At 55.6% G+C, this 22,157-nt stretch carries 18 protein-coding genes and 2 pseudogenes; 5 read left to right on the forward strand and 15 right to left on the reverse strand.

All coding sequences use genetic code 11. From position 1 onward, the window contains the following. Positions 1–619 (reverse strand): annotated as a pseudogene (locus tag CPT76_RS40250) (alpha-amylase family glycosyl hydrolase); the annotation flags it as partial. Positions 620–1,008: 389 nt separating this feature from the next. Here CPT76_RS40250 and CPT76_RS21205 point away from each other — a divergent pair. Both CPT76_RS21205 and CPT76_RS21210 read left to right on the forward strand, forming a co-directional pair. Then, the gene (locus CPT76_RS21205) at positions 1,009–2,289 is read left to right on the forward strand and encodes an ArsB/NhaD family transporter (protein ID WP_105444374.1); all 1,281 of its coding nucleotides are present in this window, start codon (positions 1,009–1,011) and stop codon (positions 2,287–2,289) included. A gap of 27 nt (positions 2,290–2,316) precedes the next feature. Further along, positions 2,317–2,712, forward strand: coding sequence for a hypothetical protein (locus CPT76_RS21210; RefSeq protein WP_105444375.1), 396 nt, complete (start codon positions 2,317–2,319; stop codon positions 2,710–2,712). Between the two features lie 240 nt (positions 2,713–2,952). Here CPT76_RS21210 and CPT76_RS21215 read toward each other — a convergent pair whose 3' ends face one another. After that, positions 2,953–3,882 carry a hypothetical protein gene (locus CPT76_RS21215; protein WP_105444376.1) on the reverse strand — a complete coding sequence of 310 codons (930 nt, stop codon included), beginning with the start codon at positions 3,880–3,882 and terminating at the stop codon, positions 2,953–2,955. 189 nt (positions 3,883–4,071) lie between these two features. Between CPT76_RS21215 and CPT76_RS21220 the strand changes: the two genes are divergently transcribed. Then, positions 4,072–4,827, forward strand: coding sequence for a peptidylprolyl isomerase (locus CPT76_RS21220; RefSeq protein ID WP_105444377.1), 756 nt, complete (start codon positions 4,072–4,074; stop codon positions 4,825–4,827). 240 nt (positions 4,828–5,067) lie between these two features. Beyond that, positions 5,068–5,802: a ZIP family metal transporter gene (locus CPT76_RS21225; RefSeq protein WP_105444378.1), complete on the forward strand. Its 735-nt coding sequence runs from the start codon at positions 5,068–5,070 to the stop codon at positions 5,800–5,802. Between the two features lie 3 nt (positions 5,803–5,805). On the opposite strand, the gene CPT76_RS21230 is transcribed toward CPT76_RS21225, so the two are convergent. Genes CPT76_RS21230 through CPT76_RS21240 form a run of 3 tightly spaced genes read right to left on the reverse strand, consistent with a single transcriptional unit; the run spans position 5,806 to position 8,256 of the window. Then, on the reverse strand, positions 5,806–6,339 hold the full coding sequence (locus tag CPT76_RS21230; protein WP_105444379.1) for an MFS transporter: 534 nt from the start codon (positions 6,337–6,339) through the stop codon (positions 5,806–5,808). Between the two features lie 3 nt (positions 6,340–6,342). Next, positions 6,343–7,761: an FAD-binding oxidoreductase gene (locus CPT76_RS21235; RefSeq protein ID WP_258168719.1), complete on the reverse strand. Its 1,419-nt coding sequence runs from the start codon at positions 7,759–7,761 to the stop codon at positions 6,343–6,345. Between the two features lie 21 nt (positions 7,762–7,782). Beyond that, entirely contained in the window at positions 7,783–8,256 is a 474-nt protein-coding gene (locus tag CPT76_RS21240; protein ID WP_076175964.1) for a MarR family winged helix-turn-helix transcriptional regulator, read from the reverse strand. Between the two features lie 307 nt (positions 8,257–8,563). Here CPT76_RS21240 and CPT76_RS21250 point away from each other — a divergent pair, with 307 nt between their 5' ends. Then, positions 8,564–9,835 carry a serpin family protein gene (locus CPT76_RS21250; RefSeq protein ID WP_105444382.1) on the forward strand — a complete coding sequence of 424 codons (1,272 nt, stop codon included), beginning with the start codon at positions 8,564–8,566 and terminating at the stop codon, positions 9,833–9,835. A gap of 162 nt (positions 9,836–9,997) precedes the next feature. On the opposite strand, the gene CPT76_RS21255 is transcribed toward CPT76_RS21250, so the two are convergent. The 10 genes and pseudogenes from CPT76_RS21255 to CPT76_RS21290 all read right to left on the reverse strand — a co-directional run bounded on the left by CPT76_RS21255 (position 9,998) and on the right by CPT76_RS21290 (position 22,118). Then, entirely contained in the window at positions 9,998–11,953 is a 1,956-nt protein-coding gene (locus CPT76_RS21255) for an ATP-dependent DNA helicase (RefSeq protein ID WP_105444383.1), read from the reverse strand. 247 nt (positions 11,954–12,200) lie between these two features. Continuing rightward, a complete protein-coding gene (locus tag CPT76_RS21260) occupies positions 12,201–13,376 on the reverse strand; it encodes an AI-2E family transporter (protein WP_105444384.1) in 1,176 nt (391 codons plus the stop codon). A gap of 2 nt (positions 13,377–13,378) precedes the next feature. Beyond that, a pseudogene (locus CPT76_RS42510) lies at positions 13,379–14,688 on the reverse strand (hemolysin family protein). A gap of 478 nt (positions 14,689–15,166) precedes the next feature. After that, positions 15,167–15,727, reverse strand: coding sequence for an NADPH-dependent FMN reductase (locus CPT76_RS21270; protein ID WP_258168720.1), 561 nt, complete (start codon positions 15,725–15,727; stop codon positions 15,167–15,169). Positions 15,728–15,932: 205 nt separating this feature from the next. After that, complete coding sequence (locus tag CPT76_RS42245) at positions 15,933–16,307, reverse strand: MFS transporter (protein WP_374954699.1); 375 nt, start codon at positions 16,305–16,307, stop codon at positions 15,933–15,935. Next, the gene (locus CPT76_RS42250) at positions 16,262–16,837 is read right to left on the reverse strand and encodes an MFS transporter (protein WP_374954700.1); all 576 of its coding nucleotides are present in this window, start codon (positions 16,835–16,837) and stop codon (positions 16,262–16,264) included. The genes CPT76_RS42245 and CPT76_RS42250 overlap by 46 nt, the downstream gene beginning before the upstream one ends. Positions 16,838–16,884: 47 nt before the next feature. Beyond that, the gene (locus tag CPT76_RS21280) at positions 16,885–17,517 is read right to left on the reverse strand and encodes a TetR/AcrR family transcriptional regulator (RefSeq protein ID WP_181152982.1); all 633 of its coding nucleotides are present in this window, start codon (positions 17,515–17,517) and stop codon (positions 16,885–16,887) included. Between the two features lie 209 nt (positions 17,518–17,726). Next, complete coding sequence (locus tag CPT76_RS37650) at positions 17,727–17,888, reverse strand: hypothetical protein (RefSeq protein ID WP_181152983.1); 162 nt, start codon at positions 17,886–17,888, stop codon at positions 17,727–17,729. A gap of 30 nt (positions 17,889–17,918) precedes the next feature. Then, positions 17,919–20,219 carry a glycoside hydrolase family 3 N-terminal domain-containing protein gene (locus tag CPT76_RS21285; protein ID WP_374954701.1) on the reverse strand — a complete coding sequence of 767 codons (2,301 nt, stop codon included), beginning with the start codon at positions 20,217–20,219 and terminating at the stop codon, positions 17,919–17,921. 279 nt (positions 20,220–20,498) lie between these two features. Then, positions 20,499–22,118: an extracellular solute-binding protein gene (locus tag CPT76_RS21290; protein ID WP_105444387.1), complete on the reverse strand. Its 1,620-nt coding sequence runs from the start codon at positions 22,116–22,118 to the stop codon at positions 20,499–20,501. Positions 22,119–22,157: the final 39 nt, after the last annotated feature.

Genomic DNA, 22,157 nt, shown 5'->3' on the forward strand with positions numbered 1-22,157 from the left:
GCTTTGACAATATGCGCGATTGCATCGAACCGGAATCCGTCCACGCCCTTTTTGAGCCACCATTCCACCATTTCATGCATGCTGTCGATCACCTTCTGATTTTCCCAGTTCAGTCCGGCTGATGCTTGGAGTACAGATGGAGATAATACTCGCCTGTCTTCTCGTCGTATTCCCAGACCGAGCCGCTGAAATAGGACTCCCAGTTGTTCGGCGGATGTCCGTCTTTGCCTTTGCGCCATATATAAAAATCCCGTTTCGGATTATCCTTGCTCGACCGCGACTCGACAAACCATGGATGCTCATCTGAGGTATGGTTCAGGACGAGGTCCATCATGATTTTGAGACCGCGCGCGTGCGCCTCCCTCAGCAGACGGTCAAACTCCTCCATCGTGCCGAACTCCTCCATAATGTCGCAGTAGTCGCTGATATCGTATCCGTTATCGTGATTGGGGGACTTGTAGATCGGGCAGATCCAGATCACGTCCACCCCCAGGTCCTTCAAGTAATCCAGTCTCGATATAATGCCGAGCAGATCCCCCTTGCCGTCACCGTTCGTGTCGAGGAAGCTGATCGGATAGATTTGATACACTACGGCTTCTTTCCACCATTTTTTGTTCATAATCTGCTCCTTACGTGCTCCATTTTGTGCCGGATATCCGACGGTTGTTTACAAGATCGCGCGAACACTTTATAATTATTGTAAACCGATTTCCGGTTTACCTTTCAGAATGAGAGCAAGTTTTTACATTTCAATCAAATAGAATTCAATTGGAGGAGCCTGCCATGTGCGGGCTCCTTTTTGTCTTTTTTCCCTCTCATTCGTTGTGCGGGTCCGCCATGCACTCCTCCTTCATCTTGGGTTAAAGGAGGATAGACACGTTAATTTGAAACCCGGTAAAAAATGAAGCGATCTGGATACGCTATACGGCATAGCAATCTTTACTCAAAGAAACCAAACCCGGGCTGCATGATTCAGGATTCGCACATATACAGGAGTGGAGGCACGCTATGGAACAGCAAGCAATACTGGCTATTGGTATTTTTCTCATTGTTTACGCATTTATTATCGCGGAAAAAATTCACCGGACGATCGTGGCGATGATCGGCGGTGCGCTCATGGTCATATTCGGCATCGTGAGCCAGGAATCCGCGATTCATCATATCGATTTCAACACGCTCGGCCTGCTCGTCGGCATGATGATCATCGTCAATATCACAGCAGAGACGGGATTATTCAAATTCATTGCCGTATGGGCCGCGAAAAAGGCCAAGGGCCGGCCCGTCGCCATCATGGTCGCGCTGATTCTGATTACCGCGATCGGATCGGCGTTTCTCGACAACGTGACCACCGTTCTGCTTATGGTGCCCGTTACACTCAGCATCACCCGGCAGCTGCGGGTTAACCCGACGCCGTTTCTGATCACCCAGATCATGGCGTCCAACGTCGGCGGTACCGCCACCCTGATCGGTGACCCGCCTAACATTATGATCGGCAGCGCGGTGAAGGAGCTGACCTTTGTCGCCTTTATCAATAATTTGACGCCCATTGCGGTGATCATTCTCGCCGTATTTATTCCGCTATTCATTCTCATGTTCCGCAAACAAATCAAGACGACGCCGGAGCTGATGCAGAGCATTATGGATCTGGATGAAAAAGAGCTGCTCACCGACCGCAAGCTCCTGATCAAATGCCTCACGGTAATGGGTCTGACGATCATCGGCTTCTTCCTTCACCAGCTGGTTCACCTTGAGTCGGCCACCGTCGCCCTCGCCGGTGCTTTCCTGCTGCTTCTGCTGACGGGCGAGCATATGCTGGAGGAGGCTTTTGCAAAGGTCGAATGGCCAACGATCTTTTTCTTCGTGGGATTGTTCGTGCTGGTGGCCGGCCTGATCGAAACAGGGGTCATCGCCACCCTGGCGGAAAAGGCTACCGATCTCACCGGCGGTGACGTCGCGGCAACGTCGATGCTCATCCTGTGGATGAGCGCGATCGCGTCCGCTTTTATCGACAACATTCCGTTTGTCGCGACCATGATCCCGATGATCCAGGACATGGGCAGCCTTGGCATCAGCAATTTGGAGCCGATCTGGTGGAGCTTGGCCCTGGGTGCCTGCCTGGGAGGCAACGGCTCCCTGATCGGTGCGAGCGCCAACCTGATCGTGGCCGGCATGGCTGCCAAGGAAGGATATCCGATCAAGTTCGCCCAGTTTCTGAAGCTCGGTTTTCCGATGATGCTGCTGTCCATCGTTCTGGCCAGCGCATACGTGTATCTTCGGTATTTGATGTAGCGGCTGAAGGCAGTGGGGGCGGTGGTGTTGCTGCAGACGGGGGAGCTGGTGGCACTGATGCTTCCAGGCAAGGACATGATAGCCCCTGGAAGCAGCGCACAGCGCAAATTGACACGTGCGAAGGAGGATCAACTTATGCTGGAGTATCGTTACGACCCGAGCATCATTCAGATTACGGAAAGCGTCAACGAGCAGGACGCGGAGTTCCGCATCCGGCTGCTGCAGGAAGAGCCTTATCTGGCTCGGCTCAAGCAGATCAGGCGCTTTTTCGAGGACAATGATATCTACACCGACGCCTTGTTTTATGTCTATAAAAATCACGAGTACGGCGCGATCGTACGGAAGGAATACTACGTGGACTTCGTGCTGGCGCTGATGAAGCATCAGCTGCTGCAGAGCGTGGAGTGGAAGCCTTCCCCTTAGAGCTTTTAGCGCTGGCGGTGCGTTCGCTGTTGATCTATTCAGGCCATTGGCTGCAACAAAATAGATGCGCTTCACATTTACTTCTACGTTGGAAATGTGGCAGCGCCATTTATACCAGGGTTAATACGTTAGTCAAATAAGAAGCCGCCCGGCTTGCTCCTTTCGAGCAGAGACCGGCGGCTTCTTTTCACGCGCTTATGAGGTTTCATTCAACATAGCGCTCTTTTACAGCGCGTAATGCTACTCCGCCAACTCAATGATCGACTCGTATTTCCGCTTCGTATCCGCCAGCCGGGTATCGAGGCGTGAATACTCCCCCTCCAAGCGGCGGACAATCCGCTCCACCTCGGATATTTTCTCCTGCACCTCGTCCTGGGTATCCCGGATTCTCCCCTGCACAAGCCAGTCGGATATAAAGCCGTCGAAGAAATAATCGGAAAATTTCAAAAAGCTCCCGATCCCGATTTCGATATCCAGCGCCATTTGCACATCTTTCAGCTCTTTGCCGAACCGGCGCAGGCTGAACTGCGCTGATTCAATGTGCTCCATCGCCTCGTCAATGCGGCTGTGCTTCATATGCGTGGAGATCATGCCGCCGCCGAGCATGTCGTAGGTTCCCCAATTCCCGGCCGAGCCCAAACTATCATCCGCCCGCTCCAGATCCTCCAGTACGGCCTCGCCTGCACGCACCGCTTCTTTCAATTCCTTGAGCTGGACCGACAGGTCGGCCTGTTCTTCGGCGAGCGCCGCCAGCTCGGCGTTGTTCTGTAAAATCACTTTTTCTTTCCCGTCCAGAATCTTCTCATATTCAAACTCCGCGTAACGAACCTCCTGGAACTTCCGCTCCAGCTCCTGCAGTTCGTTTTGGATATCAACTACGCTGCGGGCAGCCATATCATATTTCGCCTTGAACTCCAGCACTTCCAGCTGCTCCCGCTCCAGCTTCTCCTCTTTCCGGCCGATCATGCTGTAAAACAAACCGGAGAGCGAAGTCCCCGTCAAGCGCCCCACGTCCTTCTCCTCATCGGCCAGCCTGAGCTTCCAGCGCTCGGCTTCGTCCTGCTGCTCTCTCAGTTCCCGCGACAGTTCCTGCATCCGGTTTTCATACTTCGTTTTGTTCCGGATGTCCTCTTTCAGCTTAGTCAACTGACGGTTGGCTTCTTCAAACATCACGTTCCCTCCGTTTCCAGTCTGCGATCTGTTGTTATATGTAATAAACGTCATAGCATGCCGCGAAGTTTCATGGAATGTTCCGTATGCAGCAAAGCCTTACGTGATCAAGCTGCTGCCAAAGTGGATTTTATCCGCAAAAATCGCTATGATTAAACCAGATTGCACAAAGGAGTGAACCTCAATTTCATGAAACTGAAGACATTCACGCTTCCGCTCGTGCTCGTGCTGACAGCGGCGCTTGCGCTTGGCGGATGCGGCAAGAAAAACAGCGACGAGGACGCATCGAAGGACACATCCGGAGGACAAGCTACTGAGCAGACGACGGACCAGACTTCCGGCAATTCGTCATCGTCCGGCACGACAGGATCGGATTCCTCCACGGACAGCTCGACCTCGGCTTCCGGTCAGCAGCAGAAGAGCTGGACAAGCCCGCCTGCCATGCAGATCGACCAGAACAAAAAGTACGAGGCAGAAGTCAAAACGTCCAAAGGCACGTTTACGATTGAGCTGTTCGCCAAGGACGCGCCGAAGACGGTCAACAACTTCGTGTTCCTGTCCAAGGAAGGCTTTTACAACGGGGTCATTTTCCACCGGATCATCGAAACGTTCATGGTACAGACCGGTGACCCGACCGGAACAGGCTCCGGCGGACCGGGATACTCTTTCGAAGATGAGAAAACGAACTATAAATACGAGTCGGGCATCGTCGCCATGGCAAACGCCGGACCGGATACAAACGGCAGCCAGTTCTTTATCTGTACCGGTGCGGACAGCGATTATCTGAACCAACAGCCGAACTACACCATTTTCGGTAAAGTCACAAAGGGTATGGATGTCGTGATGAAGATCGCCAAAACACCGGTCACCGTCGGACCTAGCGGCGAGGAAAGCACCCCGACCGAGAAAGTTACGATCGACGGCGTCACGATTACTGAGAAATAAACCAGTGCGAAGCCGTACGCTTGTACGGCGCAGCACATCATGATGCAACAAAGAACCGTTCGCCCCTGAGGGTGGACGGTTCTTTGTTTGACCGCGCATAAATCTCCTGTCCAGGTCATGCTTCAGCAGGCTTGTTCATATTGTAAATTAAACAAGAACAAGCCCGACGGCTGCGGAGGTTCACCGGAATAAACTCGGGAGAAACCAAAGCATCTCAGCCGCTGGCAGCAGGAGGCCTACGTGAACGCAATGATTCTGGGAAGCCTCGTGACTTCCCTATGTACGGCGGCGGGAGCCCTTCCCGCTCTGCTGTTTTCGAATATTAGCCACCGGGGCAGAGACAGCCTGCTCGCTTTCACGGCAGGTATCATGGTCGCCTCCTCAACGTACGGGCTGATCCCGTCTTCCCTCAAGCTGTCAAACCTGTGGGTGCTGACGATCGGTATCCTCCTTGGTACGGTGACCTTGACCCTGATGGAGCTGCTCATTCCACACACGGACCCGGCCCATGATATCAAGCGGAGCGACAGCACGCAGACGGGATCCTGGATGTTTCTGTCAGCCATGGCGCTGCACAATTTACCCGAAGGGCTGTCGGTCGGCGTCAGCTACGGCAGTCCCAACCAGGAGCTGGGGACGATCGTGGCGCTGAGCATCGGCCTGCAAAACATCCCCGAAGGCTTTCTGACCGCGCTCTACCTCGTTACGCACGGCATGCGAAGGCGGTACGCCTTTCTTCTCGCCGCGCTTACGGGCGGGCTGGAGTTCCTCTCCTGCTGGGCCGGGCTGAAATTTACCGCTTCCTTCGCCGGTATCGTCCCGTACGGATTGGCTTTTGCCGCCGGAGCCATGCTGTTCGTCGTATACAAGGAGCTCATCCCGGAGAGCCACGGGGACGGCAACGAGCGGGCTTCGACCTTTTCTTTTATTTTCGGCCTGCTCTCCATGATTGCCATGACGCATTTGCTGGGTTGAGCATCATGGCTTTCGCATTTTCCAAACTGCCCAGGCACTGATTCCATACATGACGGCACTGGCATAAAATAAGGCGTCGATCGTCAGCCAGTCGATCAGGTAACCGCCGAGAATGACGGCGAAGCCGGATGCGGCTGAGGTCCAGAAATGATAGGAACCAATCACGGGCCCCCGCTCCCCTTGGACTGTATGATCGGCAAGCAGCAGGCGTTCGCTCATCTTTTGCATCGCACTGCAGCACCCCATGACCAGTTGGAGAAACAGTACCCACGCATAAGATTCGACCCAGGGGAATGCCAGCATCGCCAGCATCATGCCAAGGGAGCTGATGAGCAGCACCCGGTGTCCGCTGTGGTCGATCCTTGGGGCCAGCCATTGGGAGAATGCCGCGGAGCTGATCGTAAACACGGCAAAGGCCAGTCCGTATTTGGCATAGCTGTTGCCCAGATTTTTCAGAAACAAAAGATAATAAGGATAAATCATGCCGGAAGCAAGCGTCACCATGCTTTGGGATCGGATCAGCCACCTCATGTTCATGGCCTACTCCCCTTTGTATTGTTCATAAAAATAGTTCATAAAAAGATGCTGTGGATCGTACTCATCCTTTTTCCGAAAAAAATCGTCGTACTCCGGATAGGCCTGTCTAAACTGCTCGACCGTAGGGTATGCCGCATAAGGCAGATAATAGGTTCCACCCTCATACTCCACTTCATCGATCAGATCCCGAATTCCTTCCCTTACTTGCGCCTGCCCTTGCTCCGATAACGGTACGTGAAACAGGCATACAAGGGCAAACATGTCTTCTTGGGCATAGGAGAGAACGGCTTCGCGATCTTCCTGGACATAACGGACGGTAATATTCAGCAAATTAAGCTTGTGATCGCGCACGATATTTTTCATCCCGTGAACGAAATCCGCAAACTGATCCACCGGAATAAAATACTCCTGCAGCAGATCATTCGCGCCGGGCTGGCCGTATTCCATAAATTCGCTCTCGGAGCGCATGGCATTGTTTCGGCTGATCGCCTTATTTTGCTGCTTGGTAAAATACAGCTTCTGCAAAGACCAGAATGCGCTCTTTCCCCAATCGCTGCTCCGGTTCAGACTGAACATAATTTTGCTCGGAATGACGCCCTGCTCGCGGGTCCGGAGCTTATCGTAATCTTCCAGTGCAAGCGCAGGATCTGCCGTATAATTGATCGCATACATGTCCGTCAAGAAGCGATCCGGGGCAACTGAAATTCTAGCAATATGCATTCTCACATCGGGATCGCCAAGTACATTCTCCTGAAAATACCGGCTGTAATCCTCAACCTTTATCGCCTCATTCTCCATCCGGTAAACTTCATCTTCCGTCAAATTCAGCGTCACATCCAGGATAATGCCGAACAGGCCGTACCCGCCGAGCGCCAGCCGAAATAATTCCGGGTTCTCTTCTCTGCTGACGCTGCGGATTTGACCGTCTGCGGTCAGCAGCCGAAACGAATCCACGCTGCCGATCAGGGAACCGCTTCGGATGTCGCGTCCATGCGCATTTACGCTAATGGAGCCGCCAACGGTAAAAATATTTTGCGACTGCATCGTCTTCACGGACAAATGGTACGGATTAACGGCTTTCTGGACCTGCTCCCATGTGGCCCCGGCCTGTACACGGATTTGCCGCTGATTCGGATCGACCGACAGGACCCGGTTGTAATCGGTCATATCGATGACAATCCCGTCCTTGTAATAGGTATGCCCTCCCTGACTGTGACGCTGGCCCGCAATGGATACGGTAAGGTGCTTCTCCTTTGCCTCCTGAAGCAGCCGGACCAGCTGCTCCTCCTCCTTGCCTTTGACCACCCTGTCAACCTTAACGGGATGAAGCCGGCTGTAGTCGGTAATGAGATAAGGGTTCTGATCCGGCGTATCGGTGCGGATATATTCATACACGCAAAGAATGACCAACAGCAGCAGCACCGCTCCCCTCTTCGCCATTGCCTACCATACGGGGCGCAGTGGGTGCTGTAGATCCTCTTCGTTGACGTTTTCGATAATGTGCTTCAAATCCTGCTGCAGCGTCTTCATATGGTCGCTTCCGATCATCCGGGCCCAGCGCTGCTCAATCTCTTTGTAGATGTTCTCTTTCGTCCGTACCAGAGACCAACCGCGTTCGGTCAGGACAACCATCTTGCCCCGGCCGTCGGAAGGGTGGGGCTTGCGTGCGACATAGCCGCACTCTTCCAGGTAGTCGAGCATTTGGCTGACGGCCTGCTTCGATATGCCCAGGTGCGCTACGAGCGTCTTGGCCGTCGCCCCATCCGGCATCAAGCCCTGGAACAAAAAGCTGTGCGCCGGCCGCACATCGCCGAACCCCGCCTCCTTCAGGCGGTTATGGAGCTCCTGGTTCATCGCGCTGAAGGAGAGCGATAACAGGGAAGCCAAATCTTGATTATATGGGAACGTTTTGGACATGGTTGTACAACTCCTTGCTGTCTTTAAGGAATAAATTGGTCAGTTAGATTGACTTCAAAGCATTCTCATTATACCGTTCCCGAGATGCGTGAATCAAATTCCGGGAAGTGGCACCGCTTCCATCATGAAATGGGCTTTGGGCGCAACTTCCGCCAGCCCGGAAACGTCTGGTAGGTAACGTCGATTTTTCCACTTTTTAGCGCAAAGGTTGCAACATAAGGAATACGAAAGAGTACCATTTTCTCCTCGACGCGAAAATCACCCTGGTCTTCACACCTGATTCCACCGATAAGGAGGCTAACCATCCATGCCAAAGACCAAAACGCTGCCGCTGCTGCTCGCCCTGCTCCTGCTGGTATTACCAGCATGCTCGAAGCAGCAAGACGGCAGCCGGGACCAACGCAGCAATCCGACTCCTCCGATCTCGCTAACGGCCCGGAAGCAGGAGGCAGGCAAAATCGATCCTGCGCTCATCTCCGCCCACAACCGCCTGGGACTGCAGCTCCACCGCGAACTAACCGGGCAGGCGGAAGCCGGAGACAATGTCCTGCTCTCCCCCTACAGCATCTGGACGGCCCTGTCCATCGCATACAACGGCAGCGCCGGCACGACGGCACGCGAAATGGCCTCCGTATTCGGGCTGAAGGACATGCCGCTTAACGAAATGAACGAGGGAAACGCGATTTTGGCCAGGCTGCTGGAAGGGGAAGACTCCGGTGTCCGGCTGAACATCGCCAATGCAATCTGGCATCAGCAGGGCGTTCCGTTCAAGGACTCTTTTATCCAGGCAGGCAAGGAGAGCTACGGGGCCGAGGTTCAGGAAGTTGATTTCGTTTCCGACAAGTCCGTGAAGACGATCAACCGCTGGATCAGCAAGGAAACCGAGGGCAAAATCGAGAAAATGCTGGGGCAGCCGCTGTCGCCAACGACCATTGCAGTGCTTGCCAACGCGATTTATTTCAACGGATCATGGACCGATCCGTTTAATCCGGAATACACAAAAGACGAACCGTTTACGCTGGCTGACGGCGGCGTCCGGACGCTGCCGATGATGCATACCGCCAACATGCTGCCGTACAAGGAGACACCCGATTGGCAGGCCGTCCGCCTTCCTTACGGAGACGGCCGCATGGATATGCTGGTCATCCTCCCCGCCGCCAGCTCTTCGCTGGACCAATTGGAGCAGCAGCTCTGGGCAGACCCTGCTCCGTGGCAGCAGCCCTTTGACGAGGCATACGTACAGCTTGGGCTGCCCCGGTTCAAGGCCGAGTACGGCAGCGACTTGAAAGATCCGCTCATTCGGCTCGGCATGAAGCAGACCTTTCAGCCGGATGCTGCCGATTTTTCCCATATGGCCGACATTCGCCCCCTCTTCCTGTCCAAGGTTCTGCACCGGATGGTGCTCGACGTCAACGAAAAGGGAACCGAGGCTGCTGCGGCAACGGTCATCAGCGAAGACTCCGGCTCTATGACGGTAAAAGTCCACGAAATGACGGTGAACCGGCCGTTCTTCCTGGCGATCGAGGATACACAGACCAAGGCCTGGTTGTTTATCGGTTCGGTGAACGATCCCGAATGACCAGCTCGCACACGGGCAAAAAAGCCAACCCCTTCCTAAATAGGCTAGGGTTGGCTTTTAAACATGGGCAGTTGGTTCACCTCATGAAAAATTAACGGGATCAACAACATGAGGCAAATGGCGTTTCCTGTGCGACTTTGAACCCAATTGAGACTCGGCGGGTTAAGACAACGCCTGCAGCGTCACGCCTTCGGGCAGCACCGCCAGCACTTGCTCCCGTACGGGCGTGCTGTCGGCAAGCTCTTCGCCCAAGATGGCGACGACGCCCCGGTCCTCGCGGGAGCGGATCAGCCGGCCGATGCCCTGGCGGAGCCGAAGCAGCATATACGGCATGTCCACTTCTTCGAATGGCGCTGCCGATTCTTTGCGCTTGGCCGTAAACACCGGATCATGCGGCGGGAACGGCAGCGACCAGACGATCACGTTCGAGAGCGCCGGTCCGGGCACGTCCAGTCCCTCCCACAGGCTAACCGCGCACAACACGCTGGTCTCCTCGCGCTGGAAGGCGGAGATCAGATGGCTGATCTCCTGGTCCCCTTCGAAGTAAAACGGAACGTCGGGCACCTCGACCGTGCCTGCGGCCAGCTCCTGCTTAAACCGCCGCAGCTCCTCCCTGCCGTTAAACAGGATCAGTGCCCGGCCCCCGGATTCGCGAAGAAGGCGGGCAGCGGCTTCCAGCTTTCCGTTAAAATCGGCCGTCGACCTAGAGTCCGCCGGGATCAGCACTTTCATCTGATCCGTGTAATCGTACGGGGACGGTACGGAGAAGGAGAGAAAACTCTCAATGCCAAGGCTGTCCGCCACGTAATCGAATGACCCCCGAACCGATAAGGTAGCTGAGGAGAACACGATCGGCATCTTCGCGCCGAATACCTGCTCCTGCAGTACCTCCTTGACCGTTCTCGGCATGATCGACAGCGTCAGCCCGTCCGGTCCGTCGACGGCCCAGCAGATTAGCGCCTCGGAGCGCTCGAACAGATGGAGCGCCTTCTGCATCATTTCCAGGTGCTCCTCTACGATCCGGAGCTCGTACTCGTTCAGCGTGTACAGCTCGCTCTCAAACACGAGCTCCTCCTCGATCGAGGTGAGGAGCGAGCGGAACCGGTGCACCTCGGCGAGCAGCGCGCCGTCCAGCACGATTTCCTTCCGGTCGGAGCCGGCCACGCTGCGGCTCTGCCGGCCGAACGCCGCGAACATCGCTTCGCTCTGCACGATCGCCTCGTCGATCAGCACCGCCAGCGATTCGCGGATCTCGCCCTGAAGCAGCCTCGTGATGAGTTCCTCAAACACGACATGCTTCATTTTGTAGCTGAGGGCCTTCATGGCGGCCGATTCGAGCAGATGCCCTTCGTCGAAGACGACGGCGCAGTGCTCCGGCAGCAGGGGCAGCTGCCCCTCCCGCTTCCGGCCCTCGTAAGTCCATACATGCTCCATGTAATAATCATGCGAGCAGATGATCAGGTCCGCCGCCTGGCGGTAGTGATCCCGCGACAGCGTCTGGCCGCAGCGATGGCGGCGGTCGCAGGTGAAGCAGTCCTGGAACGGATCCCAGTTAATCCGGCTCCATTCCTCATCGGTTAACTCCGGGTATCCCTTCCGGTCCCCGTAAGCATGAAAGGACTGCATCGGCGCGGTAGAATACACGAAATCCGGCAGGCCGGCGGCCAAGTCGTCCCAGCGCACCCCTTCTTCGTCCCGCAGCCGGACGTCGTCCAGTTTGCGCAGGCACAGGTACTGGTCGGGCGACTTGCCCAGCCGGGCATCAATGTGAAGCCCAAGGTGGCGGGCCAATTTCGCAATATCCCCCTCCGGCTTCACCAGCTGCTCGATGAGCGATTCGTCGGCGCAGGCGATCACCGCGGGTCTGCGGGTATACCGCGCGTAGCACACGGAGTAGAGCAAGTACACCAGCGTCTTGCCCGTCCCGACCCCCGCCTCGGCAAATATCGTTTTCTTCTCGGCAAAAGCCTTCTCCAGCTGAAAAGCCATATAAATCTGCTCGTCGCGGATTTCAAATCCCGCTTCCGGCAGCACATCATAAAACACATCGACGACCCATTCGCCTGCTTGCTGGACGAAAGGCCGCTTTGGATCATACGTAAAAGGATACCGCTCCACGTCTTTTGGTTCCCTCCAAGCTACTCATAAATGCAGCCGCCCCCACTTTCGGGAAGGCGAACAACCCATTATCACATGCTCCCTCCCGAATTACAATGGGGCGGTCAAAAAATTAAAAGCCGCCCCCTTCGGACCCATACATCCGGGGGACGGCCAATTTCTTAGATTTAGGAGCAAAGTCGTTCCACGCCTTATGACGTACGTCATCTGAAGCAAAACCTGATTTTCTCTATAGCGGCTCTCGCCATCACGGCTCCCGGGGGTCGCCCGCTGCAACCGCCGGCGGGGGTTCGGGCTCGTAAAGCCCCGAGCGTACCCGAAACCAGCGGTACAAATGGGATACGACGACCTTCAGCACGGCATATCCCGGCACCGCAAGCAGAATGCCGACGACGCCAAACAAGTTGCCGCTCGTCAAAATGACGAAGATAATCGTGATCGGATGAATTTTCAGCGTCTTGCCCATAATTTGCGGGGAAATGAACTTCCCTTCGATGAGCTGGACGACGGTCCAGACGATCACCATCTTGAGCAGCATGATCGGCGAGGTAACGACCGCAACGATGAGTGCCGGCGTAATGGCGATCGCCGGTCCCAGATACGGGACGACGCTGGTGCATGCAGCGATGATCGCCAGAATCAGCGAATACTTCAAGCCGATAATGATATACCCGACAAACAGCAGCACCCCGATACAGCAGCTGACGATGATCTGCCCGCGGATATAAGAGCTGATCTGATGGTTCATTTCTTTCATGACCCGCGAGGTTTCCCCGCGCAGCCGCGTCGGCACAAAGTGTAAAATGTAACCCGGCAGCCGTTTGCCGTCCTTCAGCAGGTAGAACAGAATAAACGGCAGTGTCACGACGGCCAGAACTACTTCAATCAGCCCACCCACGAATCCGCCAAGCCCCGTCCAGGTGCGGTTCAGAAATTCCGAGCCTTTCTCCGAGACGGTTTTCATCAGCTCCTGCGGATCGAACGACACGGTCTCCTGCAGATTGCTGACCAGATTGCTTCCCATGAGCTCTTCGACCTTGATGCGGGCAACCTCGGCGTAGCCCGGGAAATTGTTCACCAAATCCATGATCTGCTCCCGAATGACCGGGATGACCAGCGTCACAAGCGCGGCAAGCATGCCGATAATGAAGACGTACAGCAGCAGAATGGTGTGCAGGCGCTTCACCTTCCGCTTTTCCATAAAATCCACAATCGGATTGAGCAAATAATACGCAATTCCGGCGAGAATGAGCGGCAGCACGACGGTTTTGACCAGGACGATCACCGGCTCGAATACGAATGAAATCTTGGTGAGAACCAGAATATTCAGTCCCAGGAGCAGCAGCACCAGCATAAACAATACAAATCTGTTATTTAGTAAAAACCGCTTAAAACGGCTTGCCCAATTCACCGGATTGTCCATATTTATTCCTCACTCATCTTGATCTTCTTGATTTCGATGCGGCAGTAGCGGTTATGATCCCGCTCCAGCAGGGTGAAGGCCGTTCCTTCGTACACGAACGTCTCGCCTTCGGCCATTTCGCTGATCTGGCTGTACAGCCAGCCGCCGATCGTATCCCATTCCTTTGTATCCAGATCCATAAAGAAATAATCATTGATCATTGAAATTGATACTTTGCCGTCCACAATCAGATGCTGCTCGCCGATCTCCTGGATGTCCTCGACTTCGTCCTTGTCGAACTCGTCACGAATTTCACCGACGATCTCTTCAATAATGTCCTCGATCGTGACAAGACCGGAAGTTCCGCCGTATTCATCGATTAGAATAGCCATGTGCGTCGCTTCCTTCTGCATCCGCTGCAGCAGCACATTGACCGGTGTCACTTCGGATACCGCCATCACCGGATGGATCAGGTTCGCCACATCCAGCTCTTCGTTTTCTTCATACGCCAGGAAAAATTGCTTCGTATTAATGATGCCGATAACATTATCCTTGCTTCCGTCGATAAGCGGAAATCTGGAGTACTGCTGTTCTTTAATAATTTTCATATTTTCAGACCGCGACTTGTCTTTGTCCAAACAGATCATGTCCGTACGCGGTACCATAATTTCCTTAGCCAGCATGTTGTCGAACGCGAAAATCCGGCTGACATAACCGAATTCGTTATCGTTGATTTTTCCACTCTCATGGCTCTCGCTCAGAATAATCTGAAGCTCCTCCTCGGAGTGGGCCTCCTCATGCTCGGAAGCGGGCTTTACGCCAAACAATCGGACCAGCTGGTTGGCCGATCCATTCAGCAGCCAAATGAACGGGTACATGATTTTGTTAAACCAGATAATGGGTGTCGCCGTCAGCAGGGCAACGGTCTCCGCTTTGCGGATGGCCACTGTTTTCGGCGCCAATTCGCCAATAACGACGTGCAGGTACGTAATGACCGTAAAGGCAATCAGCAGAGACAGAAAATGGCCTAACGCTTCAGGCATATGCCATTTCTCAAACACCGGGGTAANAATCTTCTCTACAGTCGGCTCCCCGAGGAAACCAGACAGAGTGATGTAATCGTAATCCCGAGCTGGCACGCGGACAAATATCCGTCCAGATTGTCGATAACCTTCTTCACAGCCTTTGCGCCCTTGCGCCCTTCGGCGATCAGCTGATCGACCCGGCTTCCCCGCACACGGATCACGGCAAACTCCACCGCAACGAAAAAGGCCGACAAACCGATCAGTAATGCAACCAAAACCAAATTTAACACATACCTGTCACTTTCCACTTCTACATCTTCTCCTTATAAAGTAGTCTCGATGATTCCATCCGGCATTCTGCAGGAAGCTTCACCTTCTGCCGCTAAGGCAGCAAACGGGGCAGAACTATGCCCTCCCATTCATTTACCATGTGGCGGCCCGCTGAAACAGGTTCATCGCAAAATGCTGGATAACTAGGTAATACGCAGAAGCCCGGGTTCAGGTTTCAAGCGACTCCTAAAAAACAAAAGGCTCCAACCATCACGGCGCTCCCCGTGTACCGAAGCCTTTCCCGCCCTGTAAGCGGACGCCCCTACGGCGTGCACGAAGCGATTCATCCATATCCCTTGTTGGACAGACCTTTGTCAGCGGCCCGTTGTTAAGTATTCCGTCCCCGATGCTTGACCGCAGCGTAGAAACCCGAAGCTCCGTTGAACGGGAAGGCTTACCGGGAATAGGCCGATATCAGCTTGCTTGCAATCAACGTGCAAGGCCGGCTGGCTTTACTTACTGTTCGTTGGCATGCTTCTTGATTTTGGTGACCAAATTGTCCACGAGCTGCTGCATAATCTGCTGGGCCATCGGGTCCGTCAGCGCACCGGACTCGTCAAATTTGGTATGCGATTGCGGGAGCAGAAATTCCGGCCGGTTCACCGAATCCATGTTGAGCGCAAACAAAAGCGAGCGTATGCCAACCTGGGCTCTGCCCGTACCACCCATGCCCGGCGTGGCGCCCATAAGCGCTACCGGTTTCTGGGCCAGCGGCGTTTGAAGGGCCGGTCTTGAAGCCCAATCCAGCGCATTCTTCAACGCGCCTGACAGCTGCCCGTTATATTCCGGCGAGCTGATCAAAAGCCATTCCCCGAATGCAGCAGCTCGGCAAACTGCTTCACCGCTTCGGCAGTTCACTTTCCAAATCCTGATTGGTAAAGGAAGTACGGAAATATCGGCAAGCGTGAAGCGAAAATCCTCCGGCAGAAGCGCTGCCGCGTTATGGAGCAGCTGTGTATTGTGGGAATGCTTGCGGAGACTTCCGGAAATCCCCACGATATGAAAACGTTCAGACATGATCGATTTCTCCTTTTTATCGTAAGTATAGAAGTAAGTAAGGGATATGGCAGCACGCTCCGTGCCCGTAAAGGGCCATAGCTTCATGATACGACAGAATTCGACGGGTGAACATCAAATTTTTCCAAAAAAGAGGGAACCCGGCCTCTCTCCATCAAGAAGGATTCCGGGTTCCCGTATAGACATGTATTCGAAGATTTGCCGATCAGTGGCTGATCATCAGCGACGGATCCGGCTGGCTTCCGTCTGTGGCATCCGCGGCGGCCGGCTTCGGTCTGCGCAGAATGAGGCACAGCACCACGCCGACGATCGCAAAGCAGGAGGCCAGGAAGAACACATCGTCAAAACCCTGCACTGCCGCGTTCAACGGATTGCCTCCACGGCTCGCGTGAGCAGTGGTGCGGCTGATCAGGTAGCCTGACATGCCGGCGACTGCAAAGGACACGACGACCTGCTGGGCAGCGGCGGTCAGCGGCGTCACCCGGTTCACCAGCTTGCGCGGTGCGGCGTTCAGCACGTGGGTATTGAGCGGCATCATCGACAAGCCCATGCCGAATCCGAGCATGAAGAGCAGCGGCATGATACTCCACAGCGACGTGTCGGCCGTAATATGCGACAGGCTGAACAGCGCTGCCGAAATGAGGAGAAGGCCGATAATCGCCACCGGACGGGCGCCGTATTTATCGAAGAACTTCCCGCCGATCGGCATGCCGATCCCGGAAGCCAGCGCCTGCGGCAACAGGATGAAGCCGGTCTCCAGCGGCGTAAACTGGCGGATCTGCTGCAGGGCGCCATGGAGCAGAGCGCCGATCCGATGACAAACATAATGATGGTGGCAATGAAAACCTGTTTGGAGCCGAAACGGTCGGTCATCCAGCCGGCCAGCGGAATGACTGCCGAAAGGGCCAACGTATAACCGGTAATCGCCCATTGAATGGTCTTCAGGTCGGTGTCAAAGTAGCTCACCAGGTTCGGCACCGCCACGTTGACCACGGTGCTGTCCAGAATGACCATGATCATACCGACAATAATGGCCAGCATGGGCGGAATGATCTTTTTCAGCGAGAATGGAACTTCTGCGGCGGGATTGCCCGCCAAGGTTTTAGACATAAATCTCTCCACTCATTTCTATATATAGTTTGGTTTCCCGTTCCACTCTAGCTGTATTGGTGAAAATAGTGCTCAAACAACGTGTCAATCTGCTCTTCAAGCGGCGCGATATGGATGGTTGAGGCCATATCCTCGTCGCCTTCGGCCAGAAAGGACTTCATGATGACCGGGAAAAAGATCGCCCCGTACAGCTGCATCAGCATCTTCCGGATGTTATCGTCGTCTTCCTCACCGGTAATTTCCCGGACCGTCCCGATCAGCCGCCGGGTCTTCATCACCTTGCAATAATGCGAGTACTCATGCTGCGACTCGAAAATAACGCGGGTCTGATCGATCATCTGTCTCACCAGCCCCGGGTATTCCTGCAGATGGCGGACATAGCGGTAAAAGAACTGCTTCAGCCTTTCCCTCGCCGGCATCGTGTCGTCCTCCAGCGCGTTAAACACGTCCTCGAACGTCAGCACGAGGGAACGGATCGCCTGGGTGATCAGCTTTTCCTTCGAGCCGAAGTGATAATTGACCAGCGCGAGGTTGGTGTCCGCCTTGGTCGCGATCCGGCGCAAGGTGGCACACTCAATGCCTTCATCCCGAATCAGCTCGACGGTGGCTTTTAATATATCGTGTTTGGTGTCGGTTCCTGAGGTATGCCCTGTGGTGTCTTCCTTCATCGGTTCTTTCACCTGCCCCCCCTCTCCTGTCATGCAGCAAATTTAAACAGTGTTTAATACGTTGTTTAATTTACTCTCGGCCGCCCCCTTTGTCAATATTTATCTGTAAAAAAATACATAAGGACACACCGGGGATCTCGGGCACAAAAAAAGGCCCGGCAGCATCATGCTGCCAGACCTCCCAACTATTTCATCGTCCGATTGCTTTATTAAGTCCTGCGTTATTGGCAGTGGATCACGATATCCAGCGGATAACGGCCAGCATTCCGGCCATACAGCGCGATCCCGCCTTCATCGGCCTGAAGCTTCAGCCGGAACCGGCGGCTTCCGTTCAGCCGCGACGCGATCCGGCTCGGCACTTCTGCGAGCTTGGGCCGGGTCATCCAGAAATCAAGGGCTTGTATTCCGTGGCCTTACTTTTGTTCCCGGACCGTCAGTACAGCGGACTGGACTTCTTGGGCATGCCGGCCGATCTGAATTTCAAATTCGCCGGCTTCGACGACCGGATTCAGATCACGGTCAATGAAAGACAGTTCTTCGTGCCCGATCCCGAACGTGACCGTCTTCGTCTCACCCGGCTGCAGCCAAATCTTAGCGAAGCCTTTTAGCTCCTTCTTCGGTCGGGTCACCGTACTGACCTTGTCGGAGATGTACAGTTGGACCGTTTCCGCTCCAGCCCGGCTGCCGGTGTTGGTCACCGTTACCGCAGCCTCCGCCCGTCCTTCCGGCGTGATTTCCGCCGGCGAGACGGTCACCGGGCCATACTCGAACTCGGTGTAGCTGAGCCCGAACCCGAAAGGATAAGCCGGCTCCAAATCCGTCTCCAGGTAGCGCCGTCCGGTCGTACGCTTGCTGTTATAGCGGACCGGCAGCTGGCCGACATGCTTCGGAACGGAGACCGTCAGCCGGCCGGAAGGGTTCTCGTCGCCGAATACGATATCGGCGATCGCATGGCCGCCCTCCTGTCCCGGGTACCATGCCTCCAGGATGGCGTCGGCATGCTCGTCGATCCACGGCTCCGCGACCGGCCGGCCGTTGATGTACACCACGACCAGCGGCTTCCCGAGCTTGGCCAGCTCCTCCGCCAGCTCCCGCTGCACGCCGGACAAGCCCAGCGTGGAGCGGTCGATGCCCTCGCCGCAGTCCATGTCACTGTGCGGGCGGTCCGTCACGACCGACGCACCCGTGCGCAGGTCGATCGTGCCTTCGCCGAAATCGCGCGCGCTCGACCCGCCGAGCACGAGCACGATCGTGTCCGCGGCGGCGGCCGTCTTCAGCGCCAGGTCGAAGCCTTCCCGGCTGTCATCCTTGACCCGGCAGCCCGGCGCGTACAGTACCCGCTCCGGCGCGTGCGCCAGCTTGGCCCGGATGCCGTCCAGCACGGTCGACACCTGCTCCCGCGGCTGCGGAGAGGTATAGTCGCCGAGCTGATTGTACACGTTGTCGGCATTCGGGCCGATGACCGCGACCGTCCCCGACTCCTTGGACAGCGGCAGCGTGTCTCTCTGATTCTTCAGCAGGACGATGCCTTCGACGGCCGCCTGGCGGGCGAGCCGGATGTGCTCCTCGCTGCCGATGATGCGGGCTGCCCGTTCCGGGTCGACGTAAGGCTGCTCGAACAGACCCAGTTCAAACTTCGCCTTCAGTACGCGAAGTACCGCTTGGTCCAGTGTCTGCATCCGGGTGCGCCCGCTCTGCACAGCCGCTGCCAGGTGCGCGCGGAACATGTCGCCGGACATTTCCATATCCACGCCGGCGTTCACCGCCATGGCGGACGCCTCCTGCGGGTCGGCCGCCGTGTCATGCCCCCACACCAGCATGTTGATGGCACCGCAATCGGTAATGACGAATCCGTCGAAGCCCCACTCCTTGCGCAGCAGGTCTGTAAGCAGATATTTATCGGAGGTGCACGGTACGCCGTCGATTTCGTTATACGCGGTCATGACCGATCTCGCACCGGCCCGGACCGCCGCCTTGAACGGCCGAAGATCCACCTCGTGCAGCTCGCGCAGCCCCATATGAACCGGCGCGCTGTTGCGTCCGCCTTCCGAGCTGCCGTAGCCGGCAAAATGCTTCAGCGTAGCAATGACGCTGTCGTCGGCGTCCAGCCGCTTGCCCTGCAGCCCCCGCACTGCCGCTTCCGCCATCACGGAAGCGATCCACGGATCTTCCCCGTACGTCTCCTCCGTCCGCCCCCACCGGGGGTCCCGGACGACGTCGAGCACAGGGGAATACGTGGCCGCTCCGCCCTGGCTGCGCGTCTCCAGGGCGATTGCCCGGCAGATCTCTTCATACAGCTCCGGGTTCCACATGCTGGCCAGCGTCAGCGGCACCGGAAACACGGTCGCCCCGATCGCCATATGACCGTGCGAGCATTCCTCCCCGAACAGGATCGGGATGCCAAGGCGCGAGTGCCGGGTAGCGTACCGCTGGATCGCGTTGATCGTCTCCGCGCCTTCCTTTGGCGACAGTCCTGTCGCCAGCGTTACTTCCGTCCACGGATCGGCGCGCAGCACGCCGTACAGCGAACCGATGCCGCCTCGCTCAACTGCCTCCTTGAACGCTTCGTCCAGCGCGACGCCTTTTTCCTCCCGCCGGTACGTTTTCCAGCCGAACAGCTGCACAAGCTGCCCGACCTTTTCCTCCAGCGTCATGAGGCTGAGCAGATGCTCCGCTCTTGCCTCGCTGCTCAAAGCAGAATCTTGGTAACTCACTGGATCTCCCTCCATATCCCTAGATCCCGCTGCACCCTCTGGGTTCCGAACGGTTACCAAGGGCTGCGCCGAACCCGTAAACGGAATCGTTGGGTCGCAAGCTGCAGCGCCTCATTGGCCTTCTTCCAGAAATGCTTCGGTTTTTTATGTATTTATATAAGTGGAAAATTGAAATGGATGATGGGGGCAAGTTGCCTCGTCCCGTCTTAAATGACAATTAGCCAACCCCCGGCCTCGCGGCCGGGATATGTTGGCTCCTTGCAATTGGTATGAATCGGCTTATTTGCCGGTGTTCCACTGGTCGTATGCGGCTTGGTACAGTTCCACGATGCGGTCAGACCCCATCTTTTTCACTTGTGCCACGTATTTATCCCAGTTGGAAAGCGGCTCCTGCCCGGTAATGAACTTCGCTTCCATCTGCTGCACGTAGGTATCGAGGTCAGACATCAAGGCGGACGCTTCGCTCTGCTGTTCGTTCGTCAGATAGACGTTCGGGAACGGCGATTTGCCGATTGGCGTCAGCTTCTCCGCATTCTCCTTGTCAATCCAGTCGTCGAACTCAGATCTGAGGCCTTTGGTCACTTCCGGATCGTTGACGCCCGGCGTCAGGATGCCGAAGTTCGGCGTAATTTTGCCGCGGTATTCCTCGCGGTCGCCGCCGCCCGGTACCGGCAGCCATTCTTTGACGTGGTTTTCCTTGTCTTTGTACTTCCACAGCACGCCTTCCGGTCCTTGGTTAAACAGCGTCGAACCCTCATAGCTGTACAGATAGTCGATCCAGCGCATCGTCGCTTCCGGCGCCGGGTCCTTGCTTGTGATCGCAAACGTGCCGTTAGCCGACATGCCCGGATGTTTGCCGTAAACCGGCGTTCCCGCAATTTCGCTGGCAACCGGTGTCATGAGCGGGTTGTCCGAGCTTGGCTCGCCGCCCAGCGTGAAGTAAGGGAAGTAGTCGTTAAACAGGCCGATCTGGTTGTTTTGTCCTTTGGCCTTTTTCTGGTCGGCCGTCTGCGAGAACGTCTCGTGATCCAGTAAGTCTTCCTTCCACAGCTTGTTCATGAAGGTCAAGTAACCCTTGTAGCCTTCTTCTTGAGGGGAGTAGTGTACCTTGCCGTCCTTGTCTGCGTAAATCTTCTCGTCATACATGCCCCAGAATCCGAAGAAATACATCCGCAAATCATCCAGCTTAACCGAAGTCAGCGGAATTTCATCCTTCTTGCCGTTGCCGTTCGGGTCTTCATCCTTAAAGCGTTTCAGCAGCGTGTACAGCTCGTCGGTCGTCTTCGGCAGCTCGGTTACGTTCAGCGCCTTCAGGAACTTGCCGTTATACCACATCGGGCTGCGGTACCATACGGCGGCCGTATCGATAAACGGCAGGGCATACATATGTCCGTCAGGCGTCGTAAACGACTTGCGTACATCCGGATGCTCGTCGAGAATTTTCTTGATGTTCGGCGCATAGCCTTCATCGATGTACTTTTCGAGCGGAATCAGGACGCCCTGGGTTCCGTACGTCACCTGCTCCGACGGCTTCAGGTCAGCCGCATACAGCATATCCGGCAGATCGCCGCTGGCGAACATCAGATTCTTCTTCGTTTCAAAGCTGTCGATCGGCGAAAGCTGGTATTCCAGATGGATGCCCGACAATTTCTCCATCTCTTGCAGCACGGGCATTTTGTTCCAATCAGCCACGCCAGCATCCTGGGACATGACTTTCAGCGTGAGCGGCTTATCCACGATCGGAAAGCCTTCCTTCTTGACTCCCTCCACGGTCGCCGAACTATCGGATGATGCGGATCCGCTTCCTCCGTCTCCCTTAGAAGATCCGCAGGCTGCAAGCAGGCTGGCGGAAATCGTCAGGCAGAGCAGAATGGATGATGCTTTGCGAAGATTTTTCATGACAACAACTCCCCTTTTAAAGTTATTGATCTATGGCAA

It is taken from the genome of Paenibacillus sp. AR247 (assembly GCF_002968895.1).
GTDB lineage: Bacteria > Bacillota > Bacilli > Paenibacillales > Paenibacillaceae > Paenibacillus_AQ > Paenibacillus_AQ favisporus.